This window comes from Deinococcus budaensis, from assembly GCF_014201885.1.
Lineage (GTDB): Bacteria > Deinococcota > Deinococci > Deinococcales > Deinococcaceae > Deinococcus > Deinococcus budaensis.
On record NZ_JACHFN010000014.1, the window covers coordinates 26,381 to 42,656 of the forward strand.

The 16,276-nt window shown below is 73.7% G+C and carries 12 protein-coding genes; 6 read left to right on the forward strand and 6 right to left on the reverse strand.

The features are described 5' to 3' along the window. Nucleotides 1-42 precede the first annotated feature (42 nt). Together HNQ09_RS15135 and HNQ09_RS15140 are read right to left on the reverse strand one after the other, a co-directional pair. Nucleotides 43-486: an isochorismatase family protein gene (locus HNQ09_RS15135; RefSeq protein ID WP_184031007.1), complete on the reverse strand. Its 444-nt coding sequence runs from the start codon at nt 484-486 to the stop codon at nt 43-45. Between the two features lie 74 nt (nt 487-560). Further along, nucleotides 561-1,349 carry an enoyl-ACP reductase FabI gene (locus HNQ09_RS15140; RefSeq protein WP_184031009.1) on the reverse strand — a complete coding sequence of 263 codons (789 nt, stop codon included), beginning with the start codon at nt 1,347-1,349 and terminating at the stop codon, nt 561-563. Between the two features lie 131 nt (nt 1,350-1,480). Here HNQ09_RS15140 and pgeF point away from each other — a divergent pair, with 131 nt between their 5' ends. The 4 genes from pgeF to HNQ09_RS15160 all read left to right on the forward strand — a co-directional run bounded on the left by pgeF (nt 1,481) and on the right by HNQ09_RS15160 (nt 6,781). After that, a complete protein-coding gene (gene pgeF / locus HNQ09_RS15145; protein ID WP_184031011.1) occupies nt 1,481-2,248 on the forward strand; it encodes a peptidoglycan editing factor PgeF in 768 nt (255 codons plus the stop codon). Beyond that, nucleotides 2,245-2,745, forward strand: a complete 501-nt coding sequence (locus HNQ09_RS15150; protein WP_184031013.1) for a YqeG family HAD IIIA-type phosphatase — start codon at nt 2,245-2,247, stop codon at nt 2,743-2,745. The genes pgeF and HNQ09_RS15150 overlap by 4 nt, the downstream gene beginning before the upstream one ends. Before the next feature lie 42 nt (nt 2,746-2,787). Continuing rightward, nucleotides 2,788-5,460 carry an ATPase, T2SS/T4P/T4SS family gene (locus HNQ09_RS15155; RefSeq protein ID WP_184031015.1) on the forward strand — a complete coding sequence of 891 codons (2,673 nt, stop codon included), beginning with the start codon at nt 2,788-2,790 and terminating at the stop codon, nt 5,458-5,460. A gap of 91 nt (nt 5,461-5,551) precedes the next feature. Then, on the forward strand, nt 5,552-6,781 hold the full coding sequence (locus tag HNQ09_RS15160) for a type IV pilus twitching motility protein PilT (RefSeq protein ID WP_184031018.1): 1,230 nt from the start codon (nt 5,552-5,554) through the stop codon (nt 6,779-6,781). A gap of 93 nt (nt 6,782-6,874) precedes the next feature. On the opposite strand, the gene HNQ09_RS15165 is transcribed toward HNQ09_RS15160, so the two are convergent. Then, on the reverse strand, nt 6,875-8,251 hold the full coding sequence (locus tag HNQ09_RS15165; RefSeq protein WP_184031019.1) for a DUF4403 family protein: 1,377 nt from the start codon (nt 8,249-8,251) through the stop codon (nt 6,875-6,877). A 108-nt stretch (nt 8,252-8,359) separates the two neighbouring features. On the opposite strand from HNQ09_RS15165, the gene HNQ09_RS15170 reads away from it, so the two are divergent. Next, entirely contained in the window at nt 8,360-8,794 is a 435-nt protein-coding gene (locus HNQ09_RS15170; protein ID WP_184031021.1) for a secondary thiamine-phosphate synthase enzyme YjbQ, read from the forward strand. Here HNQ09_RS15170 and HNQ09_RS15175 read toward each other — a convergent pair. Genes HNQ09_RS15175 through HNQ09_RS15185 form a run of 3 tightly spaced genes read right to left on the reverse strand, consistent with a single transcriptional unit; the run spans nt 8,791 to nt 13,582 of the window. After that, complete coding sequence (locus HNQ09_RS15175; RefSeq protein WP_184031023.1) at nt 8,791-10,254, reverse strand: alpha/beta hydrolase; 1,464 nt, start codon at nt 10,252-10,254, stop codon at nt 8,791-8,793. The genes HNQ09_RS15170 and HNQ09_RS15175 overlap by 4 nt on opposite strands. A 52-nt stretch (nt 10,255-10,306) precedes the next feature. After that, a complete protein-coding gene (locus tag HNQ09_RS15180) occupies nt 10,307-12,667 on the reverse strand; it encodes a penicillin acylase family protein (RefSeq protein WP_184031025.1) in 2,361 nt (786 codons plus the stop codon). A gap of 21 nt (nt 12,668-12,688) precedes the next feature. Next, nucleotides 12,689-13,582, reverse strand: a complete 894-nt coding sequence (locus HNQ09_RS15185) for a DMT family transporter (protein ID WP_184031027.1) — start codon at nt 13,580-13,582, stop codon at nt 12,689-12,691. Between the two features lie 98 nt (nt 13,583-13,680). Between HNQ09_RS15185 and priA the strand changes: the two genes are divergently transcribed. Beyond that, nucleotides 13,681-16,197, forward strand: a complete 2,517-nt coding sequence (priA, locus tag HNQ09_RS15190) for a replication restart helicase PriA (protein ID WP_343057851.1) — start codon at nt 13,681-13,683, stop codon at nt 16,195-16,197. The last annotated feature ends 79 nt before the right edge of the window (nt 16,198-16,276 follow it).

The following is a 16,276-nucleotide window of genomic DNA, read 5'->3' on the forward strand; positions in this document are numbered from 1 at the left end:
CGGGCGCGGCGCGGCAAGATGCCCTAGACAGGGACGCGCGGCTCAGAGGGGAGACGAGGCGGCGGCCCCGGCTTCCGCATGGCCCTCCAGCACCTGCACCGCGTAGCCCAGGGCGCGGGCGGCGCGTTCGGTGGTCGGCAGCGCCGCCGCGCCGGGCAGCGCCAGCAGGTGCAGTTCGCGCACGGCGCGGCCCCGCAGCTCGGCGTCCAGGGCGGTGCGGGCAAAGGCGTCCGGCCCGGCGGCCCGCAGCGGCAGGTCGCCCGCCTCCGCGCGGAAGTCGGGGTGGTGGACCCACCCGCGCGAGAAGGTCTCGCCGGGTGTGCCTGCCGCCCCGTCCCACTGCACGTGCACGATCAGCTGTCCTGCCGCCCGCGCCGCCTCGACCCGCGCCTGCCAGCGCCGCGACACGGCCTGCTCGTCGGGCCGCCCTTCCAGGTGGTGGCGCTGGGCGGTGAGCAGGACCAGGGCCACGGGCGTGAGGGTCATGGCAAAGAGGATAGCGGGAGCAGGGGAGGCGGGGCGTGGGAGAGCCGGGTCCCCCCCGGTCCTCGGCTTCTTTCTCAGCCCGGAAGCGGCATGGTCATCACGCTGGCGCCCGCGTCCACATACACCGTCTGCCCGGTCACGCCGCTGCCCAGGTCCGAGAGCAGGAAGAGGGCCAGCTTGCCGACCTCCTCGGGGGTGGCGTGGCGGCCCAGGGCGGCGCGGCGCCCGGCCTCGTCGTACAGGCCGCTGAAGCCGGGAATCGAGCGGGCGGCGACCGTGCGCATCGCCCCGGCGCTGATGGTGTTGACGCGCACGCCCGCCGCGCCCAGGTCGGCGGCGAGGTAGCGGGTGGCGGCCTCCAGCGCAGCCTTGGCCACCCCCATCACGTTGTACTTGGGCACGACCTGCCGGGAAGCGTGGTAGGTCAGGCTCACGACGCTGCCGCCGTCTCTGAGCAGCCCCTCGGCGTGGCGGGCCGCGCTGACCAGCGTGTAGGCGCTGACGTTCAGCGCGGTGTTCCAGTCGTCGGAGGTGGTGCTGATAAAGCGGCCCTCCATCGCCGGGCGCGGCGCGTAGGCGATGGAATGCACCAGGTAGTCGAGGTGGCCGAACTCCTCGCGCACCCGGGCAAACAGCGCCGCGAGGTCTTCTTCGCGGGTGGCGTCGGCCTGCTGGGACCACACGCCCGCATGGCCCGCCAGCAGCTTGTCGAGTTCGCCCTTGAGCCGCTCGCCCTGGTAGGAAAAGCCCACCCGGCACCCGGCGGCGAGCAGCGGCTCCGCGATGGCCCAGCCCAGGCTGCGTGCGTTGGCGACACCCATCACCAGGGCGGTCTTGCCGGAAAGGTCAACGGTCAGACTCATGGAGGCGACTGTAGCAATGTGGCGGGGGCAGGGGTTGGAGTGGGTGCAAGAAGGGAGACCGGCCCCCCGGCTGCCGCGCTCACCCGCGTCTGTCCCCGCCGGGGGTCCCAACCGTCAGACTTCGGTGAGACATGCGACCCGATACTGACGCCCTGATGCTGCTGCGCTCGCCCCTGCTGGCCCTGCCCCACGCGTTTACCACGCGCGCGGGCGGCGTGTCGCAGGGCGCCTACCGGGGGCTGAACCTCGACGACCGCGAGGACGACCCGCAGGCCGTGGCGGAAAACCGCCGCCGCCTGGTGGAGGCGCTGGGCTTCGGCCCTGGGCAGGTGGCCCGGCTGAACCAGGTCCACGGCACCGACGTGCGGGGGGCCCGCCCCGGCGTGCAGCAGGGTGACGCGCTGGTGAGCCGCGAGCCGGGGCTGCTGCTCGCCATCGGCACGGCGGACTGTTACCCGCTGCTGCTGGCCGACCCGCAGGCGGGCGTGGTCGGCGCGGCCCACGCGGGCTGGCGCGGCACCGTGGGCAAAATCGCGGCGCGCACCCTGGAGGCGATGGTGGCGCGCGGCGCCGACCCCGCGAACGTCCGCGCGGCGGTCGGCCCCGGCATCTGCGGCGAGCGCTACCCGGTGGGGGAGGACGTGGCCCGGCAGTTCGGGGAGGCGGGGCTGGGAGACCATGTGCAGACGCGGGGGGGCCGCCCCCACCTCGACCTCGCGGGGGCCAACCGGGCGGTGCTGCTCGCGGCGGGCCTCAAGCCCGGGCACGTCTGGGTCAGCGGGCGCTGCTCGACCCAGGACGACTTCTACTCCTACCGCCGCGACGGGGGCCGCACCGGGCGGATGTGGGCCGTGATCGGGCTGCCGGACGCGGCCCCCGCGCGGGGGGTGGAGGCGTGAGCCTGCTGCGCCCCCGCGACGTGCTGGCGCATGTCCACGACATCACGCCCGAGTTTCTGGCGGCGCGCGGGCTGCGCGGGCTGCTGCTCGACCTCGACAACACCCTGATTCCCTACGGCAGCTACGAGGAACGCGCCGACGTGATGGCCTGGGCGGCCGACCTGCGCCGCAGCGGCATCCGGCTGTACCTGCTGAGCAACGCGACCGGCAAGCGCGCCCGCTTCTGGATCGACAAGCTGGGCTTCGAGGGGGTCGGCATGGCCGGAAAACCCAATCCCCGCGCCTTTCGCCAGGGCCTGCGCCAGCTCGGGCTACCCGCCCATCAGGTCGGCATGGTGGGCGATCAGGTGTTCACCGACGTGCTGGGCGGCAACCTGGCCGGGATGCACACCATCCTGGTGCATCCGCTGGTGGACAACGCCCTGCCGCACACCCGGGTGACCCGGCGGCTGGAGCGGGCGGTGCTGCGGCGCTACGGGCACGACTGGCGGGCCTGATGGGGCCGGGCCGCATCCCCCCCACACACATGAGGAGACACAGTGGCACTTTCTATCGGTGACCGGCGGCTGGGGGCGATCCTGCTCGAACAGGGATACGTCAGCGACACGGAACTTCAAAAGGCGCTGGTGCGCCACGCCGAGGTCGGCGGGCGGCTGGCCGACATCCTGATCGACTCGGGGCAGGTGGGCGAGAAACGCATCGCCCGCGCCATCGAAGAGGCGCTGGGGATTCCGCTGGTCAACCTGCTGGTCGTCACGCCCGAGGCGGCGGCGGTCGGGGCGGTGCAGGCGGCGACCGCCCAGGCGGTGCAGGCCTTTCCCTTTGCCCGTGAGGAGGGCACCCTGCGCGTCGCGCTGGTCGATCCGCTGTCCAGCGTGGCGATCGAGGCGCTGGAAGACGACTCGGGCCTGAACATTGAGCCGTATCAGGCGCTGCGCGAGCAGGTCATGTGGTCGCTGGCGACCTACTACCCCGAACTCGGCCTGACGCCGCTGCTGCCCAGCGGCCCCGAGGAAGACCGGGGCAGCGACCGGCTGGGCGAGCGCCTGATTGCCCAGGGCCTGCTCAGCGACGCGCAGCTTCAGGTGGCGCTCGACGTGCAGCAGCAGACGGGCGAGGCGCTGGGCGCGGTCTTGCTGTCGCGGGGCCTGCTCAGCGAAGACCAGCTGTACGGGGTGCTGGCCGAGCAGGCGGGCGTGCCCTACCAGCCCGACCCGGGCGCCTATCAGCCGGCCGAGCATGTGCTGGGCGCCCTGCTGCGCGCCGACGCCCTGCGGCTCTCGGCGGTGCCGGTCGAGGAGGACGCGCGCGGCCTGACGGTGCTCACCACCGACCCCCGGCGCCGCGAGGAGCTGGAAACGCTGATCGGGCGCCCGGTCACGCTGGTGCTCGCCAAGCCGCGCGACGTGGACGCCCTGATCGAGCGCTGCTATCCCCAGCGCGGGCGGCTGGGCGAGCAGATGGTGCAGCAGGGCACCCTGTCGCGCTCGCAACTGCGCGAGGCGCTTCAGGTCCAGGCGCGCGGCGGCAAGGTCAAGCCGCTGGGCGAGGTCCTCGTCGAACTGGGTTTTGCCGCGCCCGAGGACATCACCGCCGCGCTGCACAAGCAGAACGCGGGCGGGGGCCGCCTGGAAGACACCCTGGTGCAGTCGGGCAAACTCAGCCCCGAGATGCTGGCGCGCTCCCTGGCCGCGCAACTCGGCTACGAGTACCTCGATCCCGCGCAGAATCCGCCCGACCCCAAGGTGGCCCTCTTGATTCCCGAGGGCACCGCCCGGCGCTACGGGGTGGTCCCGGTGCGGCTCCAGGGCGACTCGCTCGTCGTGGCGATGAAAGACCCGCGCAACGTCTTCGCGCTCGACGACCTGAAGCTGATCAGCGGGCGCGACATCGTTCCGGCGGTGATGGCGGAAAAGGACATCACCCGCCTGATCGAGCGCTACTTCGGCAACCAGGACATGGCGGACCTGGGCAAGCGCCTGGTCGCCGAGAGCAAGGCCCGCGAGGTCAAAAAAGAAAGCGACGTGGACCTCTCGGCGGGGCTGGACGACAACGCCGTGGTGCGCGTCGTGGACAACCTGATCCGGGAAGCGGCGTTGCAGGAGGCCAGTGATATTCACATCGAGCCGACCGCCACCTCGCTGCGGGTGCGCTACCGCATCGACGGGGTGCTGCGCGAGCAAAACGAGCTGCCCCGGGGCAGCGCCCAGAGCATCCTGGCGCGCATCAAGATCATGGGGCAGCTGGACATCTCCGAGCGCCGCATTCCGCAAGACGGCCGGGTGCGCTTCAAGAAGGGCAGCATCGACATCGACCTCCGGCTCTCGACCCTGCCCACCGTCTACGGCGAGAAGGCCGTGATGCGCCTGCTGCAAAAGGCCGAGAACATCCCGGAAGTCGAGCAGCTGGGTTTTTCCGAGCACAACTACCAGCGCTACCTCGACGTGATCGAAAAGCCCAACGGTATCTTTCTGGTCACCGGCCCCACGGGGTCGGGCAAGTCCTTTACCAGTTTCTCGACCCTCAAGCGCATCGCGCGGCCCGAGAAAAACACCACGACCATCGAGGACCCCATCGAGTACGAGATTCCGGGGATCGTGCAGTCGCAGGTCAACATGGCCGCCGGGATGACCTTCGCCCGCGCCCTGCGCGCCTTTCTGCGCCAGGACCCCGACATCATCTTTGTGGGCGAGATCCGCGACACCGAGACCGCCAAGATCGCCACCGAGGCCGCGCTGACCGGCCACCTGGTGCTGGCGACCCTGCACACCAACGACGCGCCGGGCGCGATCACCCGCCTCGACGAGATGGGCGTGGAACCCTTCAACATCTCCGCCTCGGTGGTGGGCGTGCTCGCGCAGCGGCTGGTGCGCCGGGTCTGCGGCGAGTGCGCCCAGCCCACCAACGCCGACCCCGACGTGCTGCGCCGCCTGGGCCTGCCGGAGAGCGAGGTGCGGGGCGCCAACCTGCGCCGCGGCGCCGGGTGCGCCCGCTGCGGCGGCACCGGCTACAAGGGCCGCATGGGCATCCACGAGCTGATGATCATCGACGACCCCCTCCGCCGCGCCATCGGGGCCGGACAGACGGCCGCCGAGCTGCGCGACGTGGCCCTGGGCGAGAGCGGCATGAGGACGCTGCGCCAGGACGGCATCGAAAAGGCGCTCGCGGGCCTGACCACCCTCGACGAGGTGCTGGCGGTGACGAGCAGCTAGGCGGGGCCAGCTTCCAGCCGCCAGCGATCAGCCCCCCTTCCCCTCTGTTTCCACTCCCCACGGACCACTCCCTGCTCACCGAGGTTCCCCCATGACCCAGCCTCCCGCCGACATCACCGACATCCTGCGTTTTGCCGCCGAGAAGGGCGCCTCCGACGTGATCCTGACCGTCGGACTGCCGCCGCAGTTCAAGCTCAGCGGCGTGTACGAGGCGCACGGCTTTGCCGAACTCGCCGCGACCGAGACCCGCAAGCTGATGTACTCGATGATGAACGAGCGCCAGCAACGCACCTTCGAGGAAAAGCGCGAGCTGGACTTTTCCTTCGCGCTCGGCGAAAAGGCCCGCTTCCGCGTGAACGCCTTTATGCAGCGCGGTTTCGTGGGCGGCGTGCTGCGCCTGATTCCCACGACGATCCGCAGCGCCCAGGAGATGGGGCTGCCGCAGAACATCATCGACCTGGCGGCCTCGCCGCGCGGGCTGGTGCTGGTCACCGGGCCGACCGGGTCGGGCAAATCGACCACCCTGGCCGCGATGATCGACCACATCAACTCCACCCGCAAGCTGCATATCGTGACCATTGAGGACCCCATCGAGTTCATGCACATGCACAAGCGCAGCGTGGTGAACCAGCGCGAGGTCGGCTCGGACACCCTGGGCTTCAACGAGGCCCTGCGCGCCGCCCTGCGCCAGGCGCCCGACGTGATCCTGGTGGGCGAGATGCGCGACTACGAGACCATCAAGGCCGCCGTCACGGCCGCCGAGACCGGGCACCTGGTGATGGGCACTCTGCACACCAACTCGGCGCCCGAAAGCATCGACCGCATCGTGGACGTGTTTCCCGAAGAGCAGCAGGAGCAGATCCGGGTGCAGCTCGCCAACAACCTCGTCGCGGTGATGACCCAGCAGCTGCTCCCGCGTGCCGACGGGCCGGGCCGGGTGCTGGCCTACGAACTGCTGATCGCCAACCCCGCCGTGAGATCGCTGATTCGCGAGGGCAAGACCTACCAGATCGTGTCCACCATGCAGACCGGCGCCCGCGAGGGCATGGTCACGATGGACGCCTTCCTGGCGAATCTCTACCGCCGCCGGGTGATCTCCTACGACACCGGGGTCGAGCGCGCGGTGGACCCCAAGGAGTTCGCCCGCCTCGCCAACGACCCCACGGCGGGCACCGGGGGCGCGGCCAACTTCGCCACGCCGGGGGGCTTCACGCCGCCTCCTGCCGCCCCGGCGGCGCCCGGCGGCCGCGCGGGCGAGGTGGGGCGCACGGCGGTGGGCACGGCGCCCGCAGCGAGCAGCACGTCCTTCGGGCGGCGGTAGGGGGAGTCAGCCCGCTTCCTGGCGACTGGAAGCAGGCTTCAGCTCATGCTGGGACCTTCCTGCTGGCGATGGGGGGGGGTCACTGGCGACCCCCTACCGCCCCTGCCCCACGTCTACCGCCGCCGCCAGCGTGCCCCCGGCGGCGGCGGTGACCACCAGGGCGTCCGGGGTGACCTGTAGGCCGCTGAGCCGCAGCGCCCCCACGGTGCCCGAGAGGGTCACGCCGGGCGCGGGCGAGAAGGGCAGCCGGGCCTGGACCTGCCCCCGCACCTGCCCGAGCCGGGACGCGAGGTCGAAGCGGGCGGCCTCCCGCAGGTACGCCTGCGCGCGGGCGTCGGCCAGCCAGCCGATCACCCGCCCGGTCAGGCCCTCGCGCCGGGTGGTGACGGTCACGTCGCTCAGGGTGACGGCCTGCCCCGAGGGGTTGAGCGTCGGCGTTCCGGCCACGTCGGCGGTCGCGCGCACCCGCAGGCCCAGCGGACCGGAGACGCGGACGGTCACGGCGGCGCTCAGCCGTGAGCCGCGCGGGGTGACGGTTACGCGCTCGACGCTCAGGGTGGGGGAGAGGGGCACCGGCAGCGCGAAGGTGCGCCGGGCCGCCTCGCGGGTCGCGGCCTGCGACAGCTCGGGGTAGGGCAGGCGCACCGGCACCCGCAGGTCCACCCCGGAGGCGGGCGGCGCGGCCACCTTCAGCGCGGGCAGCGGGGTGGGCGCCTGCGCCGGGGCGCGGCCCAGCCCGGCGGCGAGGTCGAAGGTCGCCCCCACCGTCAGCTTCAGCGCCTCCGGGGTGAAGCGGAAGGGACCCACGCTGAGGCTGCGCGGCGTCACCCGGGCGTAGGCGGGGTCGGGGGTGGGCAGCGTCCAGGGCTGGCCCGCCCGCGCCCACAGCGCCCCGGCCCGCGCCCGCAGGTCCGCTCCCTCGCGGATGGCCCGCGAGACCTCCGCCGCCACCCGGTCCAGCTGCGCCCGCACCTGCGGGTCCACCAGCGCCTGCACGCTGACCCGCACGCCCGGGGTCAGGTCCACGCCCAGCGGATCGGTCCAGGTGTAGTCCCCCGTCACCTTCGCGCCCGCCTGCCAGTCGGAGGTCACGAAGGGCTGGACGCGCAGGCTGACGGTCGCCGCCCCGCCGAAATCGCGCGCGAGGAACGATCCCAGTCCCGCCGGTTCGGCCCGAAAGCTCGCGCGGATGGGCACGCTGACGATCAAAGCGTCACCCTCCGGCGCGGGCCTGACGCTGACGTGCCCGGCGCGCGTGACGGTGCCCTGAAGCCGCACGCTCAGCAGCCCGCCCGCGAACTCGCGCGACTCGTCCACCCGCGCGAACTCGGCGGGTACCCGGGCATTGGCGGCCCCCTGCACCCCCGAGAGCGGCACCGTGACGGGCAGCGTCAGCGAGGAGAGGGCGGCGGCGGGCGCGGCGGTGGTCATCAGCGGAGTCAACAGCATCGGAATGAGAAGGCGTCGCATGGGTCGCCGCCCAGGCTACGCGCAGGCGATGAGGGGGAAAGCAGGGCGCGGCGCGCGGAGAAGCGCAAAGAGAACAACCGCGCGCCGCCTCCCGCGTACCCTCTCTACATGTGGACCCAGCACGACCTGCGCCTCGCGCCCCGCCCGCGCGGCTTTCATCTCATCACCCGCGAGGTGGTCGCGGCCGTGCCCGAACTCACGCGGGTGCGCGCGGGGCTGCTGCACCTGTTTCTCCAGCACACGTCGGCCAGCCTCGCGCTGAACGAGAATGCCTCGCCCGACGTGCGGCGCGACTTCGAGCGCTATTTCAACCACCTTGTCCCCGACGGCTGGGGGGAGTTCGAGCACACGCTGGAAGGGCCAGACGACATGGCCGCGCACATCAAGGCGAGCCTGCTGGGGCCTGCGCTGACGCTGCCGGTGCGGGACGGGCGGCTCGCGCTGGGTACCTGGCAGGGCGTGTACCTGTGCGAGCACCGCGACGACGGCGGCGCGCGGCGGCTGGTGCTGACGCTTCAGGGGGAGGATGGGAGGGCGGATTAGTCCGCGCGCTGGGCGGCGCAGCCCGCGTCCAGCGGCTGGCCGGGCCGCTGCCAGAAGGCCCGTAGCAGTCGGCTGGCGCATTCGCCTCCCTGCCACAGCTGTCCGTGTCCGTTCCAGCGGAAATTCACCCACTGCGACCTCGGTAGCGCCGCGCTCAGCAGGGGCGCATAGTCGGGCGGCGTGACCGGGTCGAGTTCGCCGGTCAGGATCAGCGTGGGCGTCTGCGAGCGGACCGGCTGCCGCAACGCCGCGTCCCCGGCGGGCGGCCAGGCCGCGCAGATGGCCTCCGCTATCCCCAGAGACAGCACCGCCCGGGTCCCCGAGTTGGCACCCACTCCGGGCAGCCCCCGGGTTTCCGGGCAGCCGATGGCGTAACTGGCCAGATTAATGCTGGCCGAGGTTCCCTCGCGGGACAGCAGGGTGCCCAGGTCGGCGGTGTTGCCGTTCCACAGGGCGTTCACCAGCCCGGGAATCCAGGAGGGCGAGCCGCCCCTGTACATCAGGGTGAACAGCAGGCGCTGCACGTCGCGGCTCCGCACCTCGACCTCGTAGCTCTCCCCGCTGGCCTGGCTGAGGTAGGTCACGGCCAGCGGTTCGCGGTCCAGCCGCGTGAGCAGTTCGCTGTAACGTGCCCGGATGTCCGGGTAGGTCGCGGCGCATACCGGATCGTCGGCGCACGCCTGGAGCCGCGCCGCCACCGCCCGGTCCAGAAAGGCGTCGAGACCGGCCCAGTAGTTTCGCCCGGCGGCGACCGGACTGTCGAGCACCATGCTGCGGACCGTGCCGGGAAAGCGGCGCAGCACCTCCTGCGCCAGCCGGGTGCCGTAGGAGACGCCGTAGAGGTTGATCCGCGCGGCCCCCAGCGCCCGGCGCAGGGCGTCCACGTCCCCGGCGCTCTCGGCGCTGGTGTAGGCGGTGAGGTCGAGGCCCTGGCGGGTCAGGGCATCGCGGCAAGCCAGCACGTCCCCGGCCTCCTCGGGCGCGAAGAGGCCGCGCGCGCGTGAGGCCGCGACCTGCTGCGCCTCGCTGCGGGGGTGCGGGCAGGCCAGCGCCGGGCGCGACGCCCCGCTGCCGCGCTGGTCGAACAGCACGAGGTCGCGGTCCGCACTCAGCCCCTGAAGCTCCAGGCGGGTCATGCTCCGGGCCTCGCCCTCGATGGTGCCGCCCGGCCCCCCGTGCAGGTAGACCACCGGGTCGGGCTGGGGTGCCGGGCGGTCACTGCGGACGATCATCACGAACAGCGAAAGACTCCTGCCCCCGGGCCGGGCGTGCCGTTCGGGCACCCGCAGCCGCGCGCACTGCACCCGGCGGGCTTGCAGCGTGTCCGAGAGGGGATAGGCGCAGGGCGCGGGCGTCAGTGCCCCGGTGAGCGGGGGAGGAGGGCCGCCGCCTCCCGCCAGCGCCGAGGAGGCGAGACCGAGGGCCAGCAGCAGACTGCCTGTCAAACGGAGGAGGGTCATCCTCCTGATTCTGGCGTCCCCGGGACTCCGGCACGCGCGAAGTTGCCGTGCCTCACGGCGCGGGCGTGAGCGTCAGCGTGCGGGTGCGCCCCCAGTCGGCCTCGTCGGTGCTCATGGGGAGGTACTCGCCCGAGGCCCACTTCGCCTGCTGGTCGCTGACGTGGTTCCCGAAGGGGCTGCCGCTCTGGCCCAGGCTGCCCACGTACACGCTGCGGTTCATGTCCGCCAGATCGATGATGTGGCGGTAGCTGGGGCCGTGGGTCTGGCGCAGGGTCTCGGGGTGGGGGCGGGCCACGTTCACCGTGTTCGTGCCGCCGGGCGTGGGCGCAGAGTGGTTGAACAGCCACGCCAGCGCGCCCACCTTGCCAAAGGCGCTGTGGTTGCTGGCGACGGTGTGGACCCGGCCATAGGTCCATTCGTCGGGGTCGGGGCCGAGGCGGGCGGCGAGGGTGTCCACCGCTCTGTTCAGGCTGGCGCGCAGGGCGTCGGCGCAGGACCCGAGGCGGGCGGTCTCGTCACGGCAGAGTGCGCCGTCCTCACGCAGCTGCTGGCGCACCGCGAGGCTGGTCAGGCGCGTCTCGTCCCCCAGCTCGTCTTGCGCCACCTTCTGCAACTCGGCCAGCCACGCCTCGAAAATGGTGCTGGGCACGCTGTCCACCGTCTGGTTCCCGTCCCAGGGGCGCAGCAATTCCAGGGCGCGGGCGCTGAGGTCGCTGCCGGGCCGGGTGGCGAGCAGCAGCGGCCTCAGGTCCTGCCACACCAGACTGACCGTGTCGAGCTGAACGCGCTGCACGTCCGCCAGGGTCAGGCCGCCGGATTGGGCGCTCAGCAAGTCGGTGATGCGCCCGGCGCGGTACGGCTCGGCCCAGTTGCGGACGTTGGCGAGCCTGTCGGCGCCGCCCGGCAGCACCTTGTTGTTGGCGGTCACGACCAGGCCGTCGGCGGGGTTGTAGGTGTGGGGCAGCTTCTCAAAGGGGATGAAGCCCCGCCACTCGCGCGAGCCGTCGCCGGGCACCGGGCGCGAGCCGTCCCAGCCGCCGCGAACCGGGATGCGGCCCGGCGCGTAGTAGCCGGTATTGCCGTCCACGTCGGCGTAGACGAAGCTCTGGCTGGGCGCCACGTAGGCGCGCAGCGCCGCGCGGAAGTCGTCCCAGTCCTGCGCGTAGTTCAGGCCCAGGAAGGCGTCGAGGGTGGTGTCGCCGGGCGCCAGCGCGGTCCATTTCAGCGCCACGCGCGGCCCCGCCTCGCCCGCCCCGACCTCCGAGATGACCGGCCCGTGCCGACTCTCGCGGACGGTGAGGCGCACGTCCTCCCCTCCCTTGACTTTGATGACCTCGGTCCGGCTGGTCAGCCTCGCGCCCTCCGGCTCGACATAGAGGTCCTGCACGTCGGGATTGACGTTGGTGACCCCCCAGGCCACCCGGTCGTTGCGCCCGATCACGATGCTGGGCAGGCCCGGAATGCTGGCCCCGATCACCCGCAGCGCCGGCCCCCGCAGGTCGGCGAGGTACCACAGCATCGGGCTGCTCAGGGCGAGGTGCGGGTCGTCGGCCAGGATCGGCTTGCCGGTCGCGGTGCGGCTGCCGGCGATCACCCAGTTGTTGCTGCCCTTGCCCGGCACGCGCTCCATCCCCAGCGAGCGGGCGGCGTCCAGATGGGCTTGCAGGGCTGCCAGGGTGGATGCGGGGAGGGTGGCCCCCGCGTGGCCGGAGCCGCCGGGGGTCGCTCCCTCCTGCCCGACCTCCTCCGCGCTCAGGATGGTGGGCGCGTTCGCCGGGTAGGGGGGCAGCACCGCGTCCAGCCCAGCCTCGCCCAGCCGCCGCACCACGCGCGCGGTCAGCAGTTCCTCGTCCCAGTTGCCGCCCAGGTCGTAGGCCATCAGCTTGCTCCAGGCGATGGAGTCCACATCGGTCCAGGGTTCGGGCGTGTAGCCCAGGATGCGGAACTCGGGGGCGGGTTTGCCCTGCGCCAGTCCCGCATTCACCCCCGCCGTGTAGGCCCGCACCATCCGCCGTGAGCGCGGGGAGAGGGCGGGCAGGGCGGACTGCGCCGCCCGGTAAAAGCCCCAGGTCCGCAAGAAGCGGTCTTGCGAGAGGGCCGCCTCACCCAGCACCTCGGAAAGCCGCCCCTGGGTGACCCGGCGCTGAAAGTCCATCTGCCAGGCCCGGTCCTGCGCGTGCACGAAGCCCAGCGCGAAGACGGCGTCCTCGTCCGAAGCCTGGGCGCGGATGTGCGGCACCCCCCATTCGTCGCGCGTGACCGTGACCGGCCCCGAGAGGCCCGCCAGCGTCACCGTGCCGCCCGTGCGCGGGGTGGAGGTCGCCCTCAGCCACAGCACCGCCGCCAGCAGCAGCGTCAGCACGATCAAGATGATCCACAGCAGGCCCCGGCCCACCCGTCCCATTAAGCGCATCCTGCCTCCTTTTGTGTGCGGTCAGGATAGGGGAGACGGGGCGGGGGCGGGGGCTGGACGCGCTTCGCCCCCAGGCCCCTGCGCCAGCGCCGCGCCCGCCAGGATCAGCGCCCCGCCCAGCAGCATGGCGGGCCGCAGGGGTTCCCCCAGCACGAGAAAGGCCAGCGCCACCGTGAACAGCGGCTCCAGCGTTCCCAGCAGGCTGGCCCGCGCCGCGCCCAGCCGGGAGACCGCCCCGTACAGGGCGGGCACGGCGATCAGGGTGGGCAGCGCGGCCATGCCCAGGATCACGCCCCACTGCGCGGCGCCCTCCGGCATGCCCAGCTCGCCCCGCGCCGCCGCCAGCGCCCCGAAGGCGGCGGCCCCCACCAGCGCGAGGTGCCCGGTCGCGGCGAGCGGGGGGACGCCCCGCAGCCAGCGCTCGGAGGCCAGCAGGTAGGCCGCGTAGAGCGCCCCCGCCCCGGCTCCCAGCGCCAGCCCGAGGGGATCGCGGTCGCCGGCCCCCGGCACCCCCACCACCAGGCCCAGGCCCAGCGCCGCCAGCGCCACCGCCCCCAGCCGCGCCGCGCCCGGCCGCTGCCCCGCCAGCCACCCGAACAGGATCACGAAGGCGGGCGCGAGGTAGAGCAGCAGCCCGGTCGCCCCCGCCGTGACGCGCCCCAGCGCCCCGAAATAGCAGAACGTCGCCAGCACGTAGACCACCCCGGCCCCCAGCAGCGGCCCCCGCTGGGGCCAGCTCAGTCCCCGGCCCACCAGCGGCAGCAGCGCGGCGGCCACCAGCCCGAAGCGCCACGCGAGCACCTGATACGTGCCCAGTCCCACCTCCCCCGCCAGCTTGCCCCAGATGCCCAGCGTGGCGAAACTCAGCGCGGCGACGAGGGCCAGGAGCAAACCGGTGCGGACGGGGGTGGGCATGGAGGGCAGCGTAACGCGCCCCACACCCCCCCCGCAGCGGGGTTGTCTGCGACCCGCCCCACCCCGCCGCCCGCCCCGCTTGCGCTAGCGTCGGGGGTGTGACGCCGCCCGCCCCGCCCCGCCCGCCCGCGCCCTGGCAGGTGGTGGTTGCCCTTCCCATTCCCGCGCTCGATTTTGCTGCCCCACATGGGTATGGGGGCGCCGTGCCGCTGGGCTGCCGGGTGCTGGTGCCCTGGCGCGGCGACCTGGCCGTGGGGCTGGTCGTGAGCGAGGGGGAGGGGGGCGCGGGCACCCACCGCCTGCGCGAGGCCGTCCATATCCTCGACGACGAGGAAGGCCCCTGGGTGCCCCCCGCCACCGTGCGGGCGGTCACCGCCTGGGCGCAGGACGCGCGCCTGCCCGCCGGGCTGGTGTGGGGCGACCTGCTGGGCGTGGGCTGGGAGGCCGACCTCGACCACCGGGTGCGGGCGGTGGCGGGGGCGGACCTGGGCGCTTTCGGCGCGCGGGCGCCGACGCGGGCCTGGGCCGACGCGGCGGCCTTTGCCCCGGGCCTGCTCGACGCGGTGCGCGAACAGGGCCTGCTGGAAGAAGCCTTCCGGCCCCGGCCCCGCACCCGCCCGGTGGTCCGCGCCCGCCCGCTGGCCGAGGTGCCCGCCGGGGCCCGCCGCGTGACCGTGCTGCGCGCCGCGCCCCAGGCCCCCGCCACGCTGACCCCGAAAGGCCGGGTCGCCTGGAGCTGGCTGGCGCAGCACGGCCCGCAACCCACCCTCAGCGCCTGGGCGCGCGGCGCGGGCGTGGGCGCCGGGGTGGTCTCGGGGGTGCTGAACGCGGGCGGGGCGGGGTACGCCCTCGAGGACGCTCCCCCGCCCCCCGCCTGGACCTGGCTGCGCGAGGTCGGCCCCGCCGAGTCGCTGAGCGCCTGGGCTGCGGGCGCCTCGGCAGACGGGGTGGCGCTGACCCCCACCATGGCAGGCACGCTGGCGGCGCGCGGCTGGGCCGACACCGTGCCGGTGCCCGCCTCGCCCCCTGCCCTGCCCGCCCCGGAGGCCGCCTGGACCACCCCCGATCCCGACCGCCTGCCGGAAGCCCCCGCGTGGCGGCTGCACGGGGGCCGCCCCCTGGGCCGCTTCCGGACGCTGGCGCCGCGCGTGCTGCGGCTGCTCGCCGAGGAGCGCGGCGTGTTGGTCCTCGCGCCCGACCACGCCACCCTGCGCCGGGCCTGGGAGGGCCTTTCCGGCCTCGCCACGGCGGCGGGCACCCGCGCGGTGCAGGTGAGCGGCGCGCTGTCCGGCGTGGAGCGCGAGCACAGCTGGCAGCTGATCCGGTCGGGCGGCGCCGGGCTGGTCGTCGGCAGCTACCTCGCCCTCACCGCGCCGCTGCCCGACCTCGCCCTGGTCGTGGTGCTGGAGGAGGGCAGCGACGCCTACAAGCTCCAGTCGGGGTCGCGCGCCTTTGTCCCCGACGTGGCCGCGCGGGTGGCCGCCGCGCACGGGGCCGAACTGGCGCTGGTGGGCGGCGCCCCCGCCGCCGAGAGCGTGCCGCTGCCGGGGGCCGTGCTGCCGCCCCCGCGCGCCCGGGTGCATGTGGTGGACTACGCCAATCCGCCCGAGCAGCCCGAACTCGGCCCCCTCAGCGGCGTGCACCTCACCCCCGGCGACCTGGGCTACCCGATCAGCCACGACCTCGCCCGGCTGCTGCGGCAGGTGCAGGAACGCGGGCGGCAGGCGGCGCTGCTGGCGCCCCGCCGGGGCTACTCGGCCCTGCTGCGCTGCCCCTCGTGCGAGCACACCCCGGGCTGCCGCAACTGCGACGTGCCGCTGCGGTTTCACCAGACCACCCGCCAGCTCACCTGCCACCAGTGCGGCTACCACGAGTCCGTCCCCGACCGCTGCGAACAGTGCGGCGAGCGGATGTGGAAGGCGCGCGGTCCCGGCACCGAGTGGATCGCCGCCGAGGTCGCCAAGCTCGCGCCGGGCCTCCCGGTCTACCGCTGCGACCGCGACCGCCAAGACGACCTCGCCCCCCTGCACGCGGGCGAGAGCGGCGTGGTGGTGGGCACCCAGCTGCTGCTCTCGGGGCAGGCGCCGCCCAACCTCGCGCTGATCGGGGTGACCCTGGCCGACACCTGGCTCAACGTGTCCGACTTCCGCGCCTCCGAGCGCTACCACCGTCTGCTGCGCCAACTGGCCGAGTGGCACCCCGAGCGCGCGCCATTGATCGTCGTGCAGACCTTCCAGGCCGAGCACCCCGCCCTGCGGGTGATGGTGGAGGGCAAAGACGCCCTGGCCTACCCCGCCGCCGAGGAACGCGCCCGCCAGGCCCTGGGCTACCCCCCGCACGCCCGGCTGGCGCAGGTCGAGGTCGCCGCCCGCGACGCGGGCAAGGCGCAGGTCGCCGCCCAGGACATCTTCGACGCCCTGCACGGGGCCGGGGCCACCGCCGGGGAGGTCCTGGGTCCGGCGCCCAGCCCGGTCGCCCGGCTGCGCGGCGTGTACCCCTACCACCTGCTGCTGCGCGCCCGCGACGACGCCCGGCTGGCCCAGCTGCTGGGCAGCCTCGACCGGCCCTGGAAGGCACGGGTGCGGGTGGACGTGAATCCGCGCGGGGGCCTGTAGGGGGAGGGGTGACCCTGCTCTCCTTCTCCCGGATTCCTTCAGTTTCTCCCGGCCCGCCCCGGCGGCTGGGCTAGACTGC

Bases quoted from the DNA above. Each gene is read 5' to 3' on its own strand.
- HNQ09_RS15135 (WP_184031007.1), bottom strand. From the start codon at position 486: ATGACCCTCACGCCCGTGGCCCTGGTCCTGCTCACCGCCCAGCGCCAC.
- HNQ09_RS15140 (WP_184031009.1), bottom strand. From the start codon at position 1,349: ATGAGTCTGACCGTTGACCTTTCCGGCAAGACCGCCCTGGTGATGGGT.
- pgeF (WP_184031011.1), top strand. From the start codon at position 1,481: ATGCGACCCGATACTGACGCCCTGATGCTGCTGCGCTCGCCCCTGCTG.
- HNQ09_RS15160 (WP_184031018.1), top strand. From the start codon at position 5,552: ATGACCCAGCCTCCCGCCGACATCACCGACATCCTGCGTTTTGCCGCC.
- HNQ09_RS15165 (WP_184031019.1), bottom strand. From the start codon at position 8,251: ATGCGACGCCTTCTCATTCCGATGCTGTTGACTCCGCTGATGACCACC.
- HNQ09_RS15170 (WP_184031021.1), top strand. From the start codon at position 8,360: ATGTGGACCCAGCACGACCTGCGCCTCGCGCCCCGCCCGCGCGGCTTT.
- HNQ09_RS15175 (WP_184031023.1), bottom strand. From the start codon at position 10,254: ATGACCCTCCTCCGTTTGACAGGCAGTCTGCTGCTGGCCCTCGGTCTC.
- HNQ09_RS15180 (WP_184031025.1), bottom strand. From the start codon at position 12,667: ATGCGCTTAATGGGACGGGTGGGCCGGGGCCTGCTGTGGATCATCTTG.
- HNQ09_RS15185 (WP_184031027.1), bottom strand. From the start codon at position 13,582: ATGCCCACCCCCGTCCGCACCGGTTTGCTCCTGGCCCTCGTCGCCGCG.